Raw genomic sequence first — 15,116 nt, 5'->3', positions numbered from 1 at the left:
CTCATTGATCCTCATCGAGCATGCGGCCGGGAGGCGGCAAGTCCAGCTTCAGGCCCAGGCGTTCAATCAGGCGGCGCGCATCAAAGGGGGCCTTGACCTTCACATCGTTATCAAAATAACAGTAAATGTCGCGACTGGCCCGCTTGCGCGGCGCGCTCCCCGAGATGCGCGGCCCGTCTTCCGGCTGACCGCCGCGGGCCCAGGCCCGGATGCGCTCGGCCCAGGCGTCGATGGCTTCATCGCTGTAGCCGCTCTGGTACAGGCGCTTGTCGCCATGCAGGCGCAGGTACATGAAATCAGCCGTCACGTCCTCCTGATAGGGCCATTTCTTGGGCGCATCCGCGACGACCAGCGCGACCTTGTATTTGCGCAGCAGCTTGATGAAGGATTCATCCACGAAGCTGTCATGACGAATTTCCATGGCGTGGCGCAGCTTGCGCTTGCGGTCGATGTCCAGCGCCACCCTGCCCTCCATGCGCGGCTCATGGCCACGCGCCAGCCGCTGCGCCGCCTCGGTATCGTGCGGCAGCAAGCTCAGGAAGTGTTCCAGCGGCTCCGGGTCATAGCGGAAGCTGGGCGGGAATTGCCACAGGAAGGGGCCGAGCTTTTCTTTCAGGTTCAGTACGCCGGAGGCGAAGACATTGGCCAGCGCACCATCAATATCCTGCAGCCGGCGCGTGTGCGTGATGAAGCGATTGCCCTTGTGGCTGAAGAGGAAGCCGGGCGGCGTTGCTTCATACCAGCGCTGGTAGCTTTCCGGGCGCTGCAGGGCGTAGAAGGAACCGTTGAGTTCGATGCTCGGCAGCACCCGCGAGGCGTAGTGCAGTTCGCCGTCCTGACGCAACCCCTCGGGATAGAAACTGCCGCGCCACGGCGCATAGCGCCAGCCGGAAATGCCGATCCAGATCTTGCCCATGATGCTCTCCTCGTTCAGATTCTCCTATCCGGATGTGACCAAAGGCATCCAGCTTGGTGCCAGCCAGCGCGACTGTAGCGGGCCCGCTGCTGTTACACTGCTGGCCTCGCCGTTGACCATGCCTGTCCACTTCTTCACCATGTCCGCCACCCCTGCCATCACCCAGTTCCGCCTGAATTCCCCTGCACCCGAATATGACCACCCACGCGAAGACCGCCGGCTGGAGGGCAATCCGCTGCGCACCACGTGGAATCACTTCACCAATGCCAGCGGAGAAATGAACGCCGGCATCTGGGCCTGCGAAAAGGGCAGCTGGCGCATCGCCTTCGCCCCCAACAAAGATGAATATTTCTGCGTCCTCGAAGGCCGCTGCCGCGTCATCGACGAACAGGGCCATGCAGCCGAAGCGGGTCCGGGCGATGCGATGGTGATTCCGGCGGGATTCAAGGGCGTCTTTGAAGTGCTGGAACCGGTGCGCAAGCATTACGTCATCGTCGAACGCACCGCTGGCTGAGCAACCACCTGCCCGCGCCATGTCCGCCTCGCCAGCCGCTCCCGACCAGATCATGGGCGACGCCCTGCAGCACTACAATGCCGGACGTGCCGCAGAAGCCGAACAAGCCTGCCACGCCTTGCTGGCGCTGGTGCCGCAGCATCCGGCGGCCCATCAGCTGCTGGCCATGCTGGCGCTGGACCGGCAGGCGCTGGCGCAGGCGCGGCAACATATCCTGCTGAGCCTGGCACCTCGGCCGCAGCATGTGCCCTCGTTGCTCATGGCCGGCCGAATTGCGCTGGCCGAAGGCGATCCCGCCACGGCGGTCCACTATTTCCAAGCAGTTGCGCGACATCAGCCTGAACTGAGCCAGGCGCATTTCCGCCTCGGCACCAGTTTGTCGGCAGTGGGGCGGCATGCGGAGGCCGTAGCGGCTTTGCGCCAGGCCGTCGCGCTGGCGCCGCAAGCCATGGAAGCCGTCCTCAACCTGGGGAGCGCCCTGCGCGAACTGGGCGAGCTGCCCGCCGCCCGTGAGGCCTTTGAACAAGCGTGCCGGCTGCGTCCCGAGGTAGCCGAGACCTGGTTCAACCTCGGTCTGACGCTGCAGGATATGAAGGAAGGTGCCGCCGCCGTCGACGCCTTTGCCCGCGCGCTGCAACTGCGTCCCGGCTATGCCGATGCCGCGCTCAACCTGGGTGTGGCCCTGCAAGAGATACATCGCATGGACGATGCCCTGCAGGCCTTCCGCACGGCGCTGCGGCTGCAACCGCAGTGGTTCGGCCGCATCGCCCACGCCCTGACGGCGGGCAAAAGCGGCCGGCTATGGCTGCACGTGCGTGACCTGGAAGCGGCCCTGCGTGGATGATTGACCTATGCACTGTCTGCAACAGACAACGCGCCGTTGTCGATGAGCTTCAATCTTGCTACTATCGGGGTCAAGGAGATGGCATTCCTCCTCCAACCGCCACCAACGTCCTGTTGGGGCTGATGATGCCTACAGTGACCTGGCAATCCGGGGCTGTAGGCGTTCGCCTTTCTGCTTCGCGCGCTCCTTACCCGGTGTGCCAGGATGTTCATTCAGCACTCTGGTCACATGAAAAATCAAAAACTCCCCGAACAGTTGCACCTGCTGCCTTACATCGTCAAATGGTGTCTGATCGCCAGCCTGATCGCCGCCCTTGCCGGATCGGCCTCGGCCTTCTTCCTCTTCGCGCTGGACTACGCCACGCACTGGCGTGAAACCCATCCGTGGATCATCTGGCTGCTGCCGCTGGGCGGTTTTGCGGTCGGCTGGCTGTACCTGAAGACCGGCAAGCCGGTGGAAGCCGGCAACAATCTGCTGATCGATGAAATCCACGATCCGAAAAAGGTGATCCCGCTGCGGATGGCGCCGCTGGTGTTGTTTGGCACCGTGATGTCGCATCTGTTCGGCGCCTCCGTGGGCCGTGAAGGCACGGCCGTGCAGATGGGCGGCGCGCTCGCCGATCAGCTGACCACGGTGCTGCGGTTGCGCACGGAAGACCGGCGCATTCTCCTGATGGCCGGCATCAGCGCCGGGTTTGCGTCGGTCTTCGGCACGCCGATGGCAGGTGCATTGTTCGGACTGGAAGTGCTGGCCATCGGCCGCATGCGCTATGACGCCATCCTGCCCTGCTTCGTGGCGGCCATCGCGGCCGATCAGGTCGGGCTGGCCTGGGGCGTGCATCACACCCACTACCACATGGGCAGCGTGGTACCGGTCGCGCTGTGGAGCGTGGCGGCGGTGATCGCAGCCGGTGTGGTCTTCGGGCTGGTCGGTATGGTGTTTGCCAACAGCACGCACCGGCTGTCGGCCTTCATGAAGCGCCACGTCAGCTATGCGCCGCTGCGGCCCTTCATCGGCGGTGCCATCGTTGCGGTAGCCGTGTGGGCGCTGGGTACGCAACGCTACATCGGTCTCGGCATCCCGGTGATCGTGGAAGCCTTTCAGCAGCCGCTGGCCCCTTGGGATTTCCTGGGCAAGATGGTGTTCACGGTGACCTCGCTGGGCACCGGTTTCAAGGGCGGCGAAGTCACACCGCTCTTCTATATCGGCGCGACAGTGGGCAATGCGCTGGCCCCCCTGCTGCATCTGCCGTTTTCGATGCTGGCCGGGATCGGCTTCGTGGCGGTCTTTGCGGGCGCGGCCAATACGCCGATTGCCTCCACCATCATGGCCGTCGAATTGTTCGGGCCGGAGATCGGTCCGTTTGCGGCGCTGGCTTGCGTGGTGGCCTATCTGTTCTCCGGACATACCGGCATCTATCATGCGCAACGCGTGGGACAGGGGAAGTATCTGTCGCTGCCGGAAGGCTTGAAGATCGGCGAGATTGGCGCCTACAGGGCGCGGCGCCAGGCGGAGCGGGAGCAGGAGAGTATCGGCGAGAAGTGACGTGAGGCCGGGCCGGTACCCTGTCTCGTGCAGCGGGAGGCGGACAGCATAACTGTACAGTGCGCTGTATCGGGACTGTAATGGTCATTTCCTCCATCTGTACTGCTGATCGAGCCAGAGGTGTCCGCAGAAGTGTCAGCACTCATTGTGAGTGACCATATGCAGTTGCAAACTTCATCTGCGTGCTGACGGATTAAAAACATTCACCGGCACCCCGCCACCGAACGCGCGATAATCCCCGAACTCAACCAGCCCCGACGGCCCCTCAAAGCCGCACCCCCTGCAGCCCAGCTGCCAAGGAGACCGCATGACAGCCGCACCCGCCTTCGCCCGCACCGTCCGCCACCCCGGCCCGCGCGACCCGCAGCGCATCGTTACCCTGTCCGGTCCGGCGATGCATCTCGATTTCACCCTCGAAGCCGGCATGAACCTGCGTGACGCCATCAGCATTCCGCTGGCACGCGCGGGCCTGGATGGCGGTACCGTGCGCTTCGCCAACCTCCCTGTCTCTCCCCTTCACTTCCTCATGCCTGCACTGGCGGTGGATGACCAACACGCCGCTTTCTACAGCGCGCCACAGGCGATGGAAGAAGGAACGGTGATCGAATACGCCTGCGCGACCGTCGGACGCAAGGATGGTGAGCCTTTCGTGCACTGTCACGCCATCTGGCGCGGACGCGATGGCCAGCGCCAGGGTGGTCACCTGATGATGGAAAAAACCGTGGTCGGTGCCAGTACGCCCGCGCAAGCCTGGGGTCTGCACGACGCCACCATGGCGACTCGCTACGATCCGGAGACCAATTTCACCCTGTTCTACCCTACCCGGCTGAGCGGCCAGCCCCTCTCAGCGAGTGGAAAACGCTTGGTACTGGCACGCATCCGCCCCGACCAGGATCTCACCATCGCCGTCGAACAGGCCTGCGCGGAGCACGGCATGCGCAATGCCATCGTGCGCGGCAGCGTGGGCAGCATCATCGGGGCAGATTTTGAAGACGGACGCGTGCTGGAAGACCGTGCCACTGAAATCCTGGTCCGCTCGGGCGAAGTGCGCGATGGAATCGGGCGCCTGGACATCGGCCTCATCAATCCCCAAGGTCAGGTCCGTGAAGGAGTGCTCAAGCGCGGCAGTAATCCGGTGCTGATCTGTTTCGAACTGGTGCTGGAAGAGAAGTGATTCGAGCCAGCTTGTGCTGCGCCAGCCACTCCTGCAGATCTGCCACGTCCGCGCGCCGGACGCATCGCTGCGAACTGCTCCGCCGTGAGAAGCTGCGTGTCCGGGTCGGCCAGAGCAGCCTTTGTGAGGGCGGCGTTTTCGCGGCGGCCGGGCAGAATCGTTCCTTGCTTGAGTTTCGGCATATCGCTCGGTTTGAAACGGATTGGATCATGAACGGACGATCATTGTAGCCACGTCAAATCACCCAGGACAGTAGTAACGCCGGAAATGAAAACGGCTCGCAAAGAAGCGAGCCGATCAAGAATCCTGCTGCAGGATAATGAGTTCTCTTTAGCTATCTTATCGACTCAAACACCCACCAGCTTCTTGAACGTCGGCAACACTGCCTCCCCCTTGAAGGGCTTGACGATCCAACCCTTGATCCCGGCCGCCTTGCCTCGTTCCTTCATGATGGGCGAGTTCTCGGTGGTCAGCATGATGATGTTCACAGTGGCATTGCCCAGTTCGCTGCGGATCTTCTCGGCCATGGTCAGGCCATCCATGTTGGGCATGTTCACGTCGGAGACCACCAGTTTGATGGCCGGGTCGCCCTTGAGCTTGGCCAGGCCATCGCGGCCATCCACGGCCAGGGCCACGTCCAGGCCATTTTTCTTGAGGAAGTCACCGACTTCGGCGCGCACGGTGCTCGAATCGTCCACTACCAGGATTTGTGCCATCTTGAATTCTCTCTTTGCTTGATTTGCGTAATTGCTTGAGGGGAAGGTAAATCAATGCCGGGGTGCTGCCCCGGCCTCAGAACAGTTCCAGCTCGCCGGATTCGAACAGCTCTTCCACCGAAGTCTGGTTCTCGGTGAAATCCTCCGGCGACCATGACAGGTTGAAGATGAAGCGCTGCAACAGCACCAGCGGCGCAGCGCCGTCATTCCGGCGCAGCAAGTACTTGAAGCACAGCTGCGCATCCTCCGAACCGAAGGAAATGTATCGATGCTGGTGATTGATGATGATCGGCACCTGGCTCAGTTGATGAATGGGCTGGCTCTGGTTGATGAAGCGGTTCTTGAACCAGCCCCAGATCAGGTTGGTCAGTTCGCCCAGCGCATTGTTGAGATGGCGGAAATCGCCCGATTCGTCCGGTGCCAGCGCCTGCAGCGTCTTCTGTTCCGCCTGCAGCATCATGTAGCCACGGCACCAGCTGCTCTCCAGCGGAATGAGCGTGAACACTTCCCCGAAGATGATGCGGTCGCGCACCAGATAAGGCTGCTCGATCTCGACCTGCATGCCGGGGAACTGGCTCTCCAGCACCATGCGGCTGATCTCGGCAATGCCGCGCACCAGTGCATTGGGGTATTGCTGGCTGAAAATCGACGAGGCCACCGCTGGTGCCAGCGCATCGATGTGCTCGATGCGATAGACGGCGCTGAAAAGTTCGCTATCGCGTTCGGACAATTCGACATCAGCAGCTTCCCGGCGGCGGCGCAGGAGGATCGGCAATTCCGGACGCACCTCGCGGATGCGGCGCGCCAGGCCCCGCCCGCCCTCGCCCAGTCCGGCCAGGCTTTCCGAGAGCATGATGCCGCCCAGGTCGACGTTGCTGCGCAAGACCGCCATCACATGTTCTTCATGCGCCTTCAGCCCGACCAGGTTGTGGCGCTCGCAAAAGGATTTGATGGTGTCGTAGCAGTCGGCGTCGCGGTCCAGGACCAGCATCTTGCTGGTGATGGCGTTGTCGAGGCTGGCAGTGGCTTCCATGGTGATGAGATTCCCCCGAATCATTGGATGGTCAGAACAGTTCCAGCTCGCCCGTGGTATCGGCCTCTTCGCCCGGTGCCACGGCAAAGTCCAGCCGGTCGTAAGTGGAAAGAGCCAGCGAGACATGCAGGCGCGGCGTGTCTGCCATGTCGATGGCGAAATGCCGCACGTGCGCGCAGTTGAGTTTTTGCAGGTAGGCCACGCACTGCGTATCGATCACGTTGGGCGTGGACATGCCCAGGTGCGGGAAGAAGCGCCCCAGTTCGCGGTTGAAGATGCCGCAGCAAAGATTGCCGCATTCGGCAATCGCATCCATCAAGGCCTGCTCGCCCATCTCCCCTGCAGACACCCGCGTCAGGCGCGCAAAGTGGCCGCGAGTGGCGGCGTCCGGCGTGAAGTGGAACATCACCATCAGGCGGAACAGATAAGACGAGATGGTCAGCACCACCATCTTCTTCCCGGTGAGGGCGGCGGTGTCTTCCACCACCGAGATCTCCGCACTGGCGTCCGACGGCACCAGGCTGCTACGCAGCGCCTGCTGCAGGAGCGTATCGAAACCGTCGCGCGCGCTGGCGCTGATGCGCTCGTCGGCCACGACCTCGGCTACTGCCTGCAGCTCGTCCATGTCGTTGGCGCTCATGCCGCTTCGGCCAGGGCTTGCCGGGTCTTCTTGTTGATCAGGTCGAGGCCGATGACGGCACCCATGATCATCTTGCCGCCGGCCTGCAGGTCCTGGAAGGTGGTGGTGGTGATCAGGTCGTTCTGGTACAGGTTGGCGCGATAGCTCTTGGAAAGCTTCTCGGCCCGCTGCGCCAGATCGCGCACTTCCTGCGCCACCACGGCAAAGCCACGGCCATGCACACCGGCACGCGCGGCTTCGATGGACGCATTCAGGGCCACGATGATGACCTGATTCACGATCAGCGCGAACTCGTCGTTCTTGCGATGCATCTCGCGGTTGTGCGCGATCAGCTCGTTCATGTCGTCATGCCAGCGCTCGAAGGTGCGCACCAGTCCCAGCAGCTTGCTGATGGTGTCCTGCGACTCGTCGCAACTCTGGCGCACGCGCGACACGTGATCGGACTGCTCGCTGGACAGGCGCGCCAGCATGGCCTCGCTCTCTCGGCGCATCTCGGCCATATGCTGCTGCGCGGCCAGCCGATCCTGTTCCAGCTGTTGCTGGTGCGCGCTCCATTGCTGCTGTTGCTCGGCGAGTGCGGCCTGTGCCTGGTCACGCACGCGTTCCAGCTGACCGGCATCGATCAGCTGGCGCGCGCGGCGCTTCTGGCGCAGCCACAGCGCGGCCATCGGCAGGCCGGCCAGGGCAGCGCCCAGCGCCACCAGAAGAAGTGATTGAAACATGGCGTGCTATTCCTGCTGTCTTGATGAGATTGCGTGATCGCGTCAGGTGAATCAGGCGACCTGTGCATCGCCGCCCGGCGGCAGCACCGCCGGTGCAGCGATTTCCTGTCCCGCCACCGGATACGGCACGTCGATGCCATCGACTTCCACCGCCACGGTTTCCGGCAGCATCACGATGATCTGGAAGGCACGGAAGGCAGCCCCCTCTTCGCTATCCATGAAGCGGATCTCGATCTTGCCGTGTTCACGGGTGACGAAGTCCAGCACTGCATCCATGCCCACGCCGCGTCCCGATACCTCGGTCACTTCGCTGCGGGTGGAGAAGCCCGGTTGCAGGATCAGGCGCGCGATCTCGGCATCGGTGAGTACCTGGTCCACGCTGATGAGCTGCTTCTCGATAGCGATCTGGCGCACCTTGTGCAGCGCCAGGCCACGGCCATCGTCGGACAGGGCCATCTGGAACATGTCTTCCATCACGCCCATTTCCAGCTTGATGGTACCGGCTTCGGGCTTGCCTTTGGCCAGTCGCTCTTCGCCCGATTCCAGACCGTGATCCATCGCATTGCGGATCAGGTGCATGAATACGTTCTGCAGCAGAGGCGAAGCAAAACTGTGGACCACGTAGCCGTTGTCGTCGATCTGCACCACCGGGGCCGACTTGCCGAGGTCGCTGGCCAGCGCCGGCAGCGAATCGATGACCGGGGCCAGTACTTCCTCGATGGTCTCGGTGCCCAGCAGGCGCAGGGTACGGCGCACGTCGTTGCGCACGGCCACCAGCTCGTGCAGGTTGGTGGTATTGACGTTCTCCAGACGCAGCAGGCTTTCCTGGATGTGCTTGCGGTCGATGGTCAGGACATGGCGTTCGTAGCCCGGCAGCACCTGCTCGCCACCACTACCGGCGCTGGTACCACGGCCCAGCGTGACGTCGTTGATGCGGGCGTAGCGGTCGATGATCTCGCGCACCTGGGCCAGTTGCAGCAGCAGCTCTTCCTGGTTCCAGACGGCGCCGCTGGCCGGATGGCGCAGGTCGTCATAATGCTGCTCGGTGTGGTGGACCACGTTGGCCAGGTGCAGCAGGCCGTAGGTGCGGCCGTTGCCCTTGATGGTGTGCATGTTGCGGAACAGCTTGGCGATGGCGAAGGCCGTCGCCTGCGGGTTCTGGTGCACGATCTGCTCGTTCTCGTCCAGGAAGCGGCGGGCACTGACGATGAATTCGGCAAACTTGGCCGGGGCCACGGCGAGGATTTCGCCGATCATTTCCAGTTCGCGCTTCTGCTCGTTGGCTTCGGCAGCCAGGTGGCGCAGCTCGGTCACATCGCGCACGCACAGCATCAGGCGGATCACCATGTCCTGCTCATCAGTGATGGGCGACCACGAGAGATCGAGGATCTTCACGCTGCCATCGGCCATGGTCTTTTCGATTTCGCCGACCATCAGGTGTTCGTTGAAGCTGAAGTTCATCACGTCTTCGCCGATGCAGGCGCCGCCGATGGCTTCGATCTGCGAGAGCGTGTCGGCGCCGAGATTGGTGTTGGAGAAGACCAGTTCCATCACGTCGCGGCCGGCGATGTCGGTGGTGTCGAACACCGTTTCCAGGAAGGCCGAATACTCCGGATGCACCTTGTTGCCATCGACGATGGTGAGAATGCCCTGAGGAATGTTCTGCAGCATGGCCTGCATGTCGGCGGTCTTCTGGCGCACCTGGGCCGAGGCTTCCTCGATCTTCTCGACCATGCCATTGAAGGCGACGATGGAATGGCCCACTTCGTCCATGCGCTGCACCGGCAGGCGGCGGGTGAAGTCCTGGCTGGTGGCGATTTCACCCATCATGGCGGCCATGCGGCTGATCGGACCGGTGATCTGGCGATACAGCAGGAAGCCCAGGCCACCCAGCAGCAATACTGCCACCACGGTGACGATGCTGATGGTGGTAGTGGTCTGCGCCAGCTTGCCGTTCAGCGAGGCAATGGCGTTGTCCTTGAAGCGGTTCTTCTCGATGCGCAGGGTGTTGACGATGCCTTCCAGCTCGGTCTGGTACTGCATCACGCCGCCGAAGAACTGCGCTTGCGCGATCTCGTTCTTGCCGGCCAGCTTGAACTTGGCGGTGGTATCGATGGCACCGAAGTAGTTGTCCAGGCTTTCCTTGGCCTGCTCGATCAGCCCGCGCTGCGCTACGCCCTCAGCCTGCTGCGCCTGCAGGGCCAGAGCCTTTTCCAGCACGGCCTTCTTCTCGGCCAGCTTGTCGTTTTCCTGCGCGACCAGTTGATTGTCGGTCTCGTTGACCATCACCATGGCGGCCAGCTGCACATCCTTCAACTGCCCCATCAGATCGGCCGAGGCCAGCACGCTGGGCATCACGCCCTCGGTCACCGAACGCACCTCCACGGCGCTGCTGCGGGATTGCATCATCGCGTAGCCGCCGATACCGGCGATCGCGACAAAGGTAAGTATCACCAATAGCGTGATACGCATGCGGATGGTCATGGAATTCCCCTTGAGGTGGCGGTGAACCGGCGCAGGTTTGGTCATTTGCTTCAGCTTCTTCCCTGGAAACTGAACGAATGAACAGCCGGTCTGGATGCGGGGCGCATTGTTGCACTGAAGTATTACTGCTCCATGACAACAAAAAATTACACTTTTGCGTTTATCGGAGACTCGCATTTGCCCTCCCGAGGGCGATCTGCGACAGCATCTTCCTACATCAGCTTGGGGAGCTGTCCGATGGGCTGCCGCCGAGGAAGGGCCTAATGTGAAGCTTTTGGCGGCATGGCCCCATGCGCCCTGCTGCCATCACGCTTACCCATTTGCTTTATCCGTTGAACAGGAGCCCGCATGCCCAGCCTCAATCCCTCCCAATTGCAACGTTTCAAGGACAAGGTCGTCATCGTCACCGGGGCCGCCTCCGGCATCGGCGAAGCGACTGCGCGCCGCTTTTCGGACGAAGGCGCGAAGGTATTGCTTGCCGACCGCAATGCTGCCGCACTGACCAAGGTCTTCGATTCCCTGCCGCCCGAGCGCAGCGCCGCGCGTGAAACCGATGTGTCGCACCATGAAGACGTGCGCCAGATGGTGGATTTCGCCATCGAACGCTTTGGCCGCATCGACGTCCTGGTCAGCGACGCCGGCATTTTTGCCGAAGGCGACATCACCCAGGTCAGCCCGGAAGACTGGCACCACGTCCAGGCCACCAATGTCAACGGCGTGTTCTACGGGGCGCGCGAGGCCATGCCCCATCTGGAGAAGACGCGCGGCTGCATCGTCAACGTGGCCTCGGTCTCGGGACTGGGGGCCGACTGGAATCTGGCGGCCTACAACACCTCCAAGGGTGCCGTCGTCAACCTCACCCGCGCCATGGCCCTGGATTTCGGCCGCAAGGGCGTGCGCGTGAATGCAGTCTGCCCCAGCCTTACCTTCACCGGCATGACCGCCGATGTGGCTGAGGATCAGGAACAGCTGGCCAAGTTTGCCGAACGCATTCCGCTCGGCCGCGGTGCCGACCCGGTGGAGATTGCTTCCGTGATCGCCTTCCTGGCCAGCCCTGATGCCGGCTTCGTGACCGGTGTGAACCTGCCGGTCGACGGTGGCGTCACCGCCTCCAACGGCCAGCCGCCGCAATGAACCACAAGTGATTGAAAGTGAAGAGGAGCCCATCGTGAGCGACAAGATTCCCCTGCCCGAAGAAACCACGGAATCCACCGAGACCGGCATGGACCAGCGCAAGCCCAAGCCTCTGCCGCACCAAGCGGTGCAAGAGCGCAGCAAAGGCGCGACGGATGCGTCCCGGCAATCGAGCGACACGGATGAACATCCGATGTCTGTTGGCAAGCCCTGATCCCATTCACACCACAACGATCACAAAAGTCACGTGTCTCCGGAGGCCATGATGTCGTCCACCCCTGTCCAGGAATCCCCCGCAGCGGGGCTGCTGCAGCCCGGCCGCAATTGCTGGCGGGTGGAACATGCGCAGCGTTTCAAGCTGCTCATCGACGCCGCCGATTATTTCCGCGCCTTGCGCATGGCCCTGATCAACGCCCGGCGCAGCGTCTTCATTCTCGGCTGGGATATCGACAGCCGTACCGTCCTGGTACCCGATATCACTGACACCGACGACGGCCTGCCGCCGCAGCTGGGTGACCTGCTGCATGCGCTGGTCGAGCGCCAGCCCGATCTGCACATCCGCGTGCTGAATTGGGACTACGCCATGCTCTACGCGCTCGAACGTGAATGGATGATTGCCCGCAAGCCGGGCCGTGCGCGTAACAAGCGTCTGCATTTCCGGACCGATGCGCGCCATCCGGTCGGCGCTTCGCATCATCAGAAGATCGTGGTGATCGATGACAAGCTGGCGTTCGTGGGCGGCCTTGACCTGACCCGCTGCCGCTGGGATACGCCGGAACATCTCCCAGAGAACCCGCTGCGGCGCGATCCCGACGACAAGCCTTACGCCCCTTTCCATGACGTGCAGGCCATGGTCGACGGCGATGTCGCCCGTGCCTTGGGCGAACTGGCGCGTCGGCGCTGGAGCCTAGCCGGCTATGCCGAACGCCGTACCGCGTTGATGCAGGCCACCAGCTTGCCTGCCGATGATCCATGGCCCCAGGGATTCGAGCCCGATCTGTGCGATCTGCGGGTCGGCATCTCGCGCACCGAACCTGCCTACGAAGATCGTCCAGGGGTGTTTGAAGTACGCGAACTCTATCTTGATGCCATCGCCGGTGCGCAGCATCACCTGTTCTTCGAAAACCAGTACTTCACCTCGAACGTGCTGTCCGAAGCGATTGGCGCGCGCCTGCGCGAACCGCAAGGCCCCGAAGTGGCCGTCATCTCTCCGCAGACCCAGAGCGGCTGGCTGGAGCAGGCCACCATGGGCGCGCTGCGCGCCCGCATCCATCACCGTCTCAAAAGCGCCCTGGAAAACCAGGGCGAGCAGGCCGCTACGCGCTACCAGATGTATTGCCCGCACCTGCCCGGCCTGGAGGATGGCTGCTGCCTGAACGTCCACAGCAAGGTCTTCAGCATGGATGACCGGCTGTTCTCGGTCGGCTCGGCCAACATGAGCAATCGCTCCATGGCCTTCGACACCGAATGCAACCTGACCATCGAATTGCAGGGCGATGCCGCCAAGCAGGACGAAGTCCGCGCGGCCATCGCGCTCATGCGCAACCGCCTGCTGGCCGAGCATCTGGGCGTCGCAGCTGCCGATGTGCAAGCCGCCCTTGAGCAGGACCAGAGCCTGCATGGCGCCATCGCCCGCTTGCGCAAGGCGGAACGGCGCGAACTGCGCCCCATGGATCCGCGCCTCATCCCGGAGCTGGATGCCTTGACCCAGGACAATGCCGTCTTCGATCCGGAACGCCCCATCAGTCCCGATGAAATCGTCGATGCCTATGTGCCGCACAGCGCCAGAAAGCCGGTGCCGCGCCGCATGATCGGCCTGGGCGTGCTGGCCGTGGCACTGGTGGTCTTTGCATTGGCCTGGCGCTTCACGCCGCTGCGCGAATGGATCAATCTGAGCTCGCTGATTGCGCTGGCGCGCAGCGTCGACCAGATGCCCTTCACGCCGGCCATCGTGATTGCGGCCTTCGTGGTGGCGGGCATGCTGATGGTACCCATCACGGTGCTGATCGCGGTCGCGGGGGTGGTGTTCGGGCCGGTGAATGGCGGCCTGTATGCCACGGCGGGCGTGGGCTTGAGCGCCCTGCTCGGCTTCGGCTTGGGCCATTGGCTGGGGCATGACGCGCTACGCGACATGCTGGGTCCACGCATCAACAACCTGAGCCGACGCTTTGCCCAGCGCGGCATCGCTGCCATGGCCGTGGTGCGGCTGCTGCCGATTGCGCCCTTCACGGTCGTCAACGTGGTGGCGGGCGCGTCGCACCTTGGCTTGCGCGATTACCTGCTGGGCACCCTGATCGGCATGGCCCCGGGTATCGCGTTGACGGTGGTGTTCTCGCACAATCTGGCCGAAGCCATTCGCCATCCGAGTTTGCAGACTGTGCTGATTCTGGTCGGCGTGACTGCCGCGCTGATGTTGATGGCGTTTGGCTTGCAGAAGCTGCTCAAGCCGCGCGTCGGGAAGAAATCGAAATCGTCCGCACCGTCCGCCCGCAAGAGCCCTGCGCCGCACACTCCGGGCGATGAGGACATGGCGCGCGTCAGCGCCGAGCATGGCGTGGAGGCGAGGCAGGCCTGATGCGCTCCGGTAGCCTGTCCCATCGTGCCGCCGAGTACCAGCCGGCATCGACGGCGGAGGCGCGTTCCGATACGGAACTCGTCCTCACCGGCGATGTGCCCTTGCGCGACCTCGACCCATGGCCGCTCACCGTGGCGACTTACAACATCCATGGGGCGATCGGCACCGATGGCGTATTCTCCCCGCAGCGCATTGCCCAGGTGCTCAAGGAAATCAATGCGGATGTGGTGGCCCTGCAGGAAGTGCCCCTGGGCGGCTCCTCGCAGCCGGATGTGCTGTCCTTGCTGAGGAAAGAGACTGGATTTTTCGCGGCCGAGGGACCGACCATGGAGAGTGCCGAACGCCGTTATGGCAATGCCGTCCTGAGCCGCTACCCCATTCTGGCCAAACAGAGCATCGACTTGTCCTTCGGCAGCCGCGAGCCGCGTGGCGCACTGGATGCGGATATCGATTGCCACGGCCACATGCTGCGCGTGATCGCCACCCATCTGGGGCTCAAGCCCGCTGAGCGGCGTGCCCAGATCAAACGGCTGCTGCAGGCCTTCGATACCGATCAAGCGCCGGTGATCCTCATGGGAGACGTCAATGAATGGTTCATGTGGGGGCGTGCCCTGCGCTGGCTGGTTTCCCACTTCGAGGCCGCACCCGCGCCGCGCACGTTCCCATCACGCTGGCCGCTGTTTGCGCTGGACCGCATCTGGATCAGCCCGCGTCAACGCCTGCTGCAGGTGCAGGTCCACCGCACCGCCCTGTCACGCGTGGCCTCTGACCATTTGCCGCTGGTGGCCCATATCGATGGCTGACCAGCTGATGACGCGG

At 63.0% G+C, this 15,116-nt stretch carries 14 protein-coding genes and 1 riboswitch; of the genes, 8 read left to right on the top strand and 6 right to left on the bottom strand.

The features are described 5' to 3' along the window. Position 1 precedes the first annotated feature (1 nt). Positions 2-916, bottom strand: a complete 915-nt coding sequence (locus tag MKD49_RS07815) for a DUF72 domain-containing protein (RefSeq protein ID WP_252695972.1) — start codon at positions 914-916, stop codon at positions 2-4. A gap of 139 nt (positions 917-1,055) precedes the next feature. Here MKD49_RS07815 and MKD49_RS07810 point away from each other — a divergent pair, with 139 nt between their 5' ends. The 4 genes from MKD49_RS07810 to MKD49_RS07795 all read left to right on the top strand — a co-directional run bounded on the left by MKD49_RS07810 (position 1,056) and on the right by MKD49_RS07795 (position 4,993). Further along, positions 1,056-1,430, top strand: coding sequence for a cupin domain-containing protein (locus MKD49_RS07810; protein ID WP_209569852.1), 375 nt, complete (start codon positions 1,056-1,058; stop codon positions 1,428-1,430). A gap of 19 nt (positions 1,431-1,449) precedes the next feature. Beyond that, positions 1,450-2,274 (top strand): tetratricopeptide repeat protein, encoded by an 825-nt coding sequence (locus MKD49_RS07805; protein ID WP_252695971.1) that lies wholly within the window; start codon positions 1,450-1,452, stop codon positions 2,272-2,274. A gap of 65 nt (positions 2,275-2,339) precedes the next feature. Then, positions 2,340-2,413: riboswitch (Fluoride riboswitch) on the top strand. An 89-nt stretch (positions 2,414-2,502) separates the two neighbouring features. Continuing rightward, positions 2,503-3,819 carry a voltage-gated chloride channel family protein gene (locus tag MKD49_RS07800; RefSeq protein WP_134136426.1) on the top strand — a complete coding sequence of 439 codons (1,317 nt, stop codon included), beginning with the start codon at positions 2,503-2,505 and terminating at the stop codon, positions 3,817-3,819. A gap of 307 nt (positions 3,820-4,126) precedes the next feature. Continuing rightward, entirely contained in the window at positions 4,127-4,993 is an 867-nt protein-coding gene (locus tag MKD49_RS07795) for a DUF296 domain-containing protein (protein WP_252695970.1), read from the top strand. A gap of 347 nt (positions 4,994-5,340) precedes the next feature. On the opposite strand, the gene MKD49_RS07790 is transcribed toward MKD49_RS07795, so the two are convergent. The 5 genes from MKD49_RS07790 to MKD49_RS07770 all read right to left on the bottom strand — a co-directional run bounded on the left by MKD49_RS07790 (position 5,341) and on the right by MKD49_RS07770 (position 10,588). Beyond that, positions 5,341-5,709, bottom strand: coding sequence for a response regulator (locus MKD49_RS07790; RefSeq protein ID WP_252695969.1), 369 nt, complete (start codon positions 5,707-5,709; stop codon positions 5,341-5,343). Positions 5,710-5,785: 76 nt separating this feature from the next. Continuing rightward, complete coding sequence (locus MKD49_RS07785) at positions 5,786-6,742, bottom strand: chemotaxis protein CheX (protein WP_252695968.1); 957 nt, start codon at positions 6,740-6,742, stop codon at positions 5,786-5,788. A gap of 31 nt (positions 6,743-6,773) precedes the next feature. Beyond that, positions 6,774-7,382: a hypothetical protein gene (locus tag MKD49_RS07780; protein ID WP_252695967.1), complete on the bottom strand. Its 609-nt coding sequence runs from the start codon at positions 7,380-7,382 to the stop codon at positions 6,774-6,776. Continuing rightward, positions 7,379-8,104: a methyl-accepting chemotaxis protein gene (locus tag MKD49_RS07775; protein WP_039787064.1), complete on the bottom strand. Its 726-nt coding sequence runs from the start codon at positions 8,102-8,104 to the stop codon at positions 7,379-7,381. The genes MKD49_RS07780 and MKD49_RS07775 overlap by 4 nt, the downstream gene beginning before the upstream one ends. 51 nt (positions 8,105-8,155) lie before the next feature. After that, positions 8,156-10,588, bottom strand: a complete 2,433-nt coding sequence (locus MKD49_RS07770) for an ATP-binding protein (RefSeq protein ID WP_252695966.1) — start codon at positions 10,586-10,588, stop codon at positions 8,156-8,158. 348 nt (positions 10,589-10,936) lie between these two features. Between MKD49_RS07770 and MKD49_RS07765 the strand changes: the two genes are divergently transcribed. The 4 genes from MKD49_RS07765 to MKD49_RS07750 are packed head-to-tail and all read left to right on the top strand — an operon-like array spanning position 10,937 to position 15,100. Then, positions 10,937-11,722, top strand: a complete 786-nt coding sequence (locus tag MKD49_RS07765; RefSeq protein WP_252695965.1) for an SDR family NAD(P)-dependent oxidoreductase — start codon at positions 10,937-10,939, stop codon at positions 11,720-11,722. Positions 11,723-11,756: 34 nt separating this feature from the next. Next, positions 11,757-11,936 carry a hypothetical protein gene (locus MKD49_RS07760; RefSeq protein WP_227022713.1) on the top strand — a complete coding sequence of 60 codons (180 nt, stop codon included), beginning with the start codon at positions 11,757-11,759 and terminating at the stop codon, positions 11,934-11,936. Between the two features lie 51 nt (positions 11,937-11,987). After that, positions 11,988-14,297, top strand: coding sequence for a VTT domain-containing protein (locus tag MKD49_RS07755; RefSeq protein ID WP_252695964.1), 2,310 nt, complete (start codon positions 11,988-11,990; stop codon positions 14,295-14,297). Continuing rightward, the gene (locus MKD49_RS07750; protein WP_252695963.1) at positions 14,297-15,100 is read left to right on the top strand and encodes an endonuclease/exonuclease/phosphatase family protein; all 804 of its coding nucleotides are present in this window, start codon (positions 14,297-14,299) and stop codon (positions 15,098-15,100) included. The genes MKD49_RS07755 and MKD49_RS07750 overlap by 1 nt, the downstream gene beginning before the upstream one ends. Positions 15,101-15,116 lie beyond the last annotated feature (16 nt).

The organism is Herbaspirillum sp. WGmk3, from assembly GCF_023952535.1.
Lineage (GTDB): Bacteria > Pseudomonadota > Gammaproteobacteria > Burkholderiales > Burkholderiaceae_D > Herbaspirillum > Herbaspirillum huttiense.
Note: the sequence above shows the minus strand (reverse complement) of the source record. Positions and strands in the feature narration are given on the sequence as shown.

What these genes read in the sequence shown, in the direction of transcription:
- MKD49_RS07815 (WP_252695972.1), bottom strand. Translation starts at nt 916, where the DNA reads ATGGGCAAGATCTGGATCGGCATTTCCGGCTGGCGCTATGCGCCGTGG.
- MKD49_RS07810 (WP_209569852.1), top strand. Translation starts at nt 1,056, where the DNA reads ATGTCCGCCACCCCTGCCATCACCCAGTTCCGCCTGAATTCCCCTGCA.
- MKD49_RS07775 (WP_039787064.1), bottom strand. Translation starts at nt 8,104, where the DNA reads ATGTTTCAATCACTTCTTCTGGTGGCGCTGGGCGCTGCCCTGGCCGGC.
- MKD49_RS07750 (WP_252695963.1), top strand. Translation starts at nt 14,297, where the DNA reads ATGCGCTCCGGTAGCCTGTCCCATCGTGCCGCCGAGTACCAGCCGGCA.
- MKD49_RS07765 (WP_252695965.1), top strand. Translation starts at nt 10,937, where the DNA reads ATGCCCAGCCTCAATCCCTCCCAATTGCAACGTTTCAAGGACAAGGTC.
- MKD49_RS07770 (WP_252695966.1), bottom strand. Translation starts at nt 10,588, where the DNA reads ATGACCATCCGCATGCGTATCACGCTATTGGTGATACTTACCTTTGTC.
- MKD49_RS07780 (WP_252695967.1), bottom strand. Translation starts at nt 7,382, where the DNA reads ATGAGCGCCAACGACATGGACGAGCTGCAGGCAGTAGCCGAGGTCGTG.
- MKD49_RS07795 (WP_252695970.1), top strand. Translation starts at nt 4,127, where the DNA reads ATGACAGCCGCACCCGCCTTCGCCCGCACCGTCCGCCACCCCGGCCCG.
- MKD49_RS07785 (WP_252695968.1), bottom strand. Translation starts at nt 6,742, where the DNA reads ATGGAAGCCACTGCCAGCCTCGACAACGCCATCACCAGCAAGATGCTG.
- MKD49_RS07790 (WP_252695969.1), bottom strand. Translation starts at nt 5,709, where the DNA reads ATGGCACAAATCCTGGTAGTGGACGATTCGAGCACCGTGCGCGCCGAA.
- MKD49_RS07755 (WP_252695964.1), top strand. Translation starts at nt 11,988, where the DNA reads ATGTCGTCCACCCCTGTCCAGGAATCCCCCGCAGCGGGGCTGCTGCAG.
- MKD49_RS07805 (WP_252695971.1), top strand. Translation starts at nt 1,450, where the DNA reads ATGTCCGCCTCGCCAGCCGCTCCCGACCAGATCATGGGCGACGCCCTG.
- MKD49_RS07800 (WP_134136426.1), top strand. Translation starts at nt 2,503, where the DNA reads ATGAAAAATCAAAAACTCCCCGAACAGTTGCACCTGCTGCCTTACATC.